Origin of the sequence: Hymenobacter sp. UV11, assembly GCF_004684095.1 — a bacterium.
Taxonomy (GTDB): domain Bacteria; phylum Bacteroidota; class Bacteroidia; order Cytophagales; family Hymenobacteraceae; genus Hymenobacter.
Map to the genome: position 1 here is coordinate 1 of NZ_SRII01000052.1, position 1,241 is coordinate 1,241.

The window sequence follows — 1,241 nt, forward strand, 5'->3', positions numbered from 1 at the left end:
CGTTTATCCTATGTTTGCCTACCTGCCGTATTTGCGGCAATTGAGCCGGAAAAGAGGGGAGTAAGATTCGGACGTTTGGGAGCCATAGAGCTCGTATTTTATGAGAATCCCTCCTCTTTTCTAGCGCCACTTTGGACCGTTCCAAGAGGCCACTGAGCTTGTATTAGGATAATAAAAGGCGCGTTAGAAGTCCTGCTTATCTATCTCTTCCTTCACTTCTTACCCCCACTAAGCATGGAGCCGCAACTTCCTCTTCCCGTCGTTGGCATTGACGTCAGCAAAGCTTCGCTGGCCGTTTGCTATCAGGTCAATCAGCAGTTCAAGCACTTGGAAGTCAGCAATAGCAAAGCTGGTTTTCAGCAACTCGTCAAGGCCTGTGGGGCCCAGTGTCTGTTTGTGATGGAAGCCACGGGTACCTACAATCTGGCGGTAGCTTATTATCTACACGAGCAGGGTGGACAAGTGGCCGTGCTCAACCCGCTGGTCATTCGACGCTTTATTCAGATGCATCTGGGCAAAGGCAAGACCGACCGAAAAGATGCGCAGTGGCTCTTGCGCTATGGCCAGCAGCAAGCCGTTAAGGTGTGGCAACCCGACGAGCAAGTGCTGGTGGAGTGCCGGCAATTGGAGCAGGTCAATGAGCAGTTAATCAAGCAGAAAACCATGGTTAGTAATTCCTTGGAGGCCCTGCAGCAGCAACCCGTGATTAGCTCGCTGGCCTGCGAACGCCTGCAGCACACCTTACAAGTCCTCACCGACCAGGTACAAGCTGTCGAAGCCGAATTACTGGCTTTACTCGAGCAGCGCTTCCAAGCTGAGATGACGCTGTTACGCTCCATCCCGGGGATTGGCCGCAAGACCGCGGGCATGCTCTTGTTGTTTGCCGGTGGCTTCCAGCGCTTCGATAACTACCGCCAGCTCATCGCCCTCGCGGGCCTCTCCCCGCGGGAGTATAGCTCCGGCACCAGTATCCGCGGGAAGGCGCGCATCACCAAAATGGGGGGCGGGTTAATCCGGGGCAAACTCTACATGTGCAGCATGGCGGCAAAGAAAAAGAATGCGGCCTGCCAAGCACTCTATGAGCGGCTGGTGGCCAAAGGCAAGAACGGGAAAGTGGCCCTGATCGCTGTCTGCAACAAGCTGCTCAAGCAAGCCTTTGCCATTGTCAAGTCGGGCCAGCCCTATCAAGCAAATTTTACGTCAAAACTTGCCCTCAATCCTTGACTTTTAACACCGTTCAT

General features: G+C 53.9%; 1 protein-coding gene. It reads left to right on the forward strand.

Going from position 1 to position 1,241, the window contains the following annotated elements:
- The first annotated feature begins 234 nt into the window (after positions 1–234).
- Complete coding sequence (locus E4631_RS25635; RefSeq protein WP_133655552.1) at positions 235–1,224, forward strand: transposase; 990 nt, start codon at positions 235–237, stop codon at positions 1,222–1,224.
- Positions 1,225–1,241: the final 17 nt, after the last annotated feature.